General features: G+C 62.5%; 2 protein-coding genes and 1 pseudogene. 2 read left to right on the top strand and 1 reads right to left on the bottom strand.

Features of this window, described 5'->3' with window-relative positions:
- Positions 1-583 precede the first annotated feature (583 nt).
- Both AA309_RS24405 and AA309_RS24400 read left to right on the top strand, forming a co-directional pair.
- A complete protein-coding gene (locus tag AA309_RS24405) occupies positions 584-1618 on the top strand; it encodes an HlyD family secretion protein (protein ID WP_047191637.1) in 1035 nt (344 codons plus the stop codon).
- A complete protein-coding gene (locus tag AA309_RS24400; RefSeq protein WP_084731595.1) occupies positions 1615-3345 on the top strand; it encodes a DHA2 family efflux MFS transporter permease subunit in 1731 nt (576 codons plus the stop codon). The genes AA309_RS24405 and AA309_RS24400 overlap by 4 nt, the downstream gene beginning before the upstream one ends.
- A gap of 201 nt (positions 3346-3546) precedes the next feature.
- On the opposite strand, the pseudogene AA309_RS36135 reads toward AA309_RS24400, so the two are convergent.
- A pseudogene (locus AA309_RS36135) lies at positions 3547-3778 on the bottom strand (hypothetical protein); the annotation flags it as partial.

The raw sequence follows: 3778 nt of genomic DNA, 5'->3' as shown, positions 1-3778 counted from the left end.
GTCGGGTCTGCGCCGGATGCCATTCGCGTCTCCCTCGGCGCGGCTCAGAATCAGGCCGTGCTGGAACGCGGCCTCAGCCTGCTGGCGACGGTCCTGTCGCATGGACCCAGCTCGCTGTCCTCGATCGTCTGACCTTGGTGAAGAATAGGCACTGTAGCGTCTTCGACCGCTAGGCCAATTTTGCTGCCTGAGTGGCTTAAGCGGCAGGAGCGGGACAACTCGATCAGTGCGTCCGAACGGCGGTTCACATCGACAGCTGGTATTGCAGCCTCAATCAACCTTCATGAATGCGCTCGCGGCCGTACGGCGGCCGCACGGCCGTGAGATCTGTGCTGTCACCTATCCAACCTAAACTTCGGTTTAGTCGTCATAGACTTATCGAGTGGGCGCCCAAGCCAGCGGCTCGATAGCACGATCGCCCTTGGATAGGCATGCTTCGAAGGCGATGCATTGACGGAGTGCATCAGGGAGATCGCCCATCCGATCCGCAGTGTGCGCGGCTGCACCAAGTGGCGACCTCCTCTTGACTGGTAACAGTCATTACCGTATGTGTCTGTGGTAACAGATATTACCGGAGGGTGCCATGGCGCAGCTCAGCAAGAAAATGCGGATCGGTCTGCTGCTGTGCCTCGGCGCCGTGGCGGTCCCGGCGGCGGGATGGGCTTGGGCTCGCTCCAGCGACGAGACGTCGACCGACAACGCGTACATCCGCGGCGACGTGACCTCCCTCGCCCCGAAGGTTGCGGGCTACGTCACGGCGGTCGAGGTCGAGGACAACCAAACCGTCCGGGCGGGCGACGTTTTGTTCCGGATCGACGATCGCGACTACCACGCCCGGCTTGCACAAGCCGTAGCCAATATCGAAGCTGCCCAAGCTCGCCTGACCAATGTCGATGCGGAGATCGAACTTCAGCATGCTCTCATCCGGCAGGCCGAAGCCCAGAAAAATTCGGCTGTGGCCGAGTTGAACCGCGCGACCAAGGCCTCCGACCGCCACCGCCAGCTGATCCGCAGCAACGCTGTCAGCCAGGCCCAGATCGATGAGAGCGACGCGGCACGATTGCGAGCCGAGGCGGGTGTATTGGCGGCATCAGCGACCGTAGAAGCTCAGCAGCGCCGTATCGTCGTTCTTGCCACTCAGCGCGAAGCGGCCGTGGCCGCGGTGGCGCAGGCCCAGGCCGCACGCGACCTTGCCCAGATCGATCTCGACAACACCGTGGTCCGGGCACCGATTGGCGGCGTGATCGGCAACCGCCAGGTCCGCGTTGGCCGGCTAGTCGCGCCGGGCGCCGCCCTGCTCGATATTGTTCCGGTCGCCGATGTGTGGATCGTGGCGAACTTCAAGGAAACCCAGCTCGAACATATCCGGCCCGGTCAGCGCGCCCGGATCACCGTCGATGGCTATCCGAACGAGGCGCTTGCAGGCGTCGTGGACAGCTTTGCGCCCGGGAGCGGGTCGGCTTTCAGCTTGCTCCCCCCAGACAATGCGACAGGGAACTTCGTTCGTGTCGTCCAGCGCGTCCCGGTCAAGATCCGGTTCGCCAGCAATCCGTTGCCCGGTCGCCTCGTGCCCGGCCTGTCTGCGCGGGTTGAGATCACCGAAGGAAGCGGCTCATGACCACGGCCGTCGTCCTGCCGAGCCGCGACACGCCTGCGACAGGAGCGCTACTTATCGTGGGCATCGTGCTGGCCACGCTGACGGAGGCGATCGCCAGCACCGTCCTGTCGCTCGGGCGCGGTGATATCATCGGCGACACCTATGCGACACCGGATGAGTTCGCCTGGCTGGATGTCGGATACACCGCTTGCAAGCTCATCGGTTTCATGGCCGCCCCTTGGCTCATGACCCGGATCAACCCGCGCAGTCTGATCATCGGCTCAACCCTGGTCATGGGCACAGCCTGCGGTATTGCCGCCATCACAGCGCGATTAGACCTGCTGGTCACGCTCCGCATCATACAAGGCCTTTCCGGCGGCATCCTGCTTGTCGCGGGCCAAGCGATCATCTTTCTCGCCTATCCGCGCTCCCACCAGCCGATCCTTCAGGCCCTGTTTGCGATGGGATCCGTCGTTGCGCCCGCGACGATCGCCCCGGCTCTTCAAGGGTGGTTGCTCGATACCCACTCCTGGACATGGATCTTCTTCAGCGTTGTTCCGCTGGCCGCGGGGGCTGCCGGCCTCCTGCTGGTCGCGGATAGCCCAACGCTCGCGACGGCCATGCGACGTCCGTTTGACTGGATCGGTATCGCACTGATCTCCGTGACCCTTTTCTGCTTCACCTACGTGTTTAGCCAAGGCAGCCGATGGGACTGGCTCGAGGAACCACGCATCCTGTGGCTGACAGTGATCGGCGTAGCCACTCTGTTGGCGTTTCTTGGTCAACAAGCGATGGCCAAAGGCCGAGGCCTGCTCGATTTCACCCCATTTCGATCAGACGATTTCTCCTTCGCCTTTATTGTCAGTTTTGTTGCCGGAGCAGCTTTGTTCGGAAGCGCATTCCTGATTCCCTCGTTTGCCGTATCCGTCCTCGCGTTCACGCCGACCGACGCTGGCCAGCTTTTGTTGCCAAGTGGCGCATTATTCGTCGGAGCGCTCCTTATCGCCGCCTTCCTCATACAGGTCCGCCGTGTTCCTCCGTTCGCCACGGTGCCCTTTGGAATCCTGCTGATCATGGTTGCAATGTGGATGCTGTCCGGCTCGACCAGTGAAAGCGGCGCGGACGACATGATGGCCGCCATCCTGTTGCGGGGCCTGGGTCTCGGCTTCCTGTTTCTGTCAATCACCATGATCGCTTTCGGCAATCTCAACAGCCACAACCTCGCCTCCGGGATTGGCCTCTTCAACACGGGGCGCCAGCTTGGCGGTCTCATGGGAGTCGCCTGGCTCCAGACCCTGATCGAGCATAACGTCGTGGGCAACGTCGCGGTGCTCGGCGCCCACGTCACCGCAGGCGTTCCTGCAGTCAGTGAGCGGCTGACGACGACGACAGCCATGCTGGCGGCAAGAGGAATGGACGCCGCGGCCGCCAGCCGGGCAGCGATGGCGCTTCTCGGCCGCGTTGTGACAGGTCAGTCCACCGTGATCGCTTTCGACACGGCGTTCAATGCGGTTGCCCTGCTTTTTGTCGCCGCCGCGCCCGTGCTGATCGCTACCAAGATCGGCCTCTCCCGATACGCGAAATCGCACGCTGCGCGGTCACCTGGGGCAGTTGTGTTGAAACCCCGGCTGCAGGTCGAACGAGGGCTGGACGAGAGCCCGCTTCAGGCAATTCCACTAAACAGTGGATCCCGGATTAAGGCGCCCTCCCGCTCCATGACTGAAGCGGGGTTGGTCGAGTCTGCATAGGCCGACACCGACACCGACAACGATCTATCCATCGCCGGAAGCTCACCTTTGGTCCTGTGCCCCCTCCACGCAGGTGCCATGAGCATCCTGCCGGGCCCTACCCCTAACCACGGTACGGGTGTCAAGGATCTATCATGCACGGTAACATACCTCCCGTAGGTGACGGCCGAACCCTGATCTCCGGAGCACCCTCAAGAAGCATCAGATCCTCGACGGCTCGAGACAGACCTTTCTCCTGTGAAGCCGTGAACAGCACCGCTCGGGATTGGCGGCAATCTTTAGCATCGGTGGCGGCACGGCTCCAATCAGCCTCAGCTTGGCCATGCGTCCCTTGCCGTGACATGCGATATAGCCGGTCGCTTCGCCGCTGGTGGAATAGCCGATGTGGCTGGCATCGCATGAACTAGGACGGCTGCGAAAGGACGGGAGATCC

Origin of the sequence: Microvirga vignae (assembly GCF_001017175.1) — a bacterium.
GTDB classification, from domain to species: domain Bacteria; phylum Pseudomonadota; class Alphaproteobacteria; order Rhizobiales; family Beijerinckiaceae; genus Microvirga; species Microvirga vignae.
The sequence above is the reverse complement of the archived record's forward strand: the minus strand, read 5'-3'. Positions and strand labels throughout refer to the sequence as shown.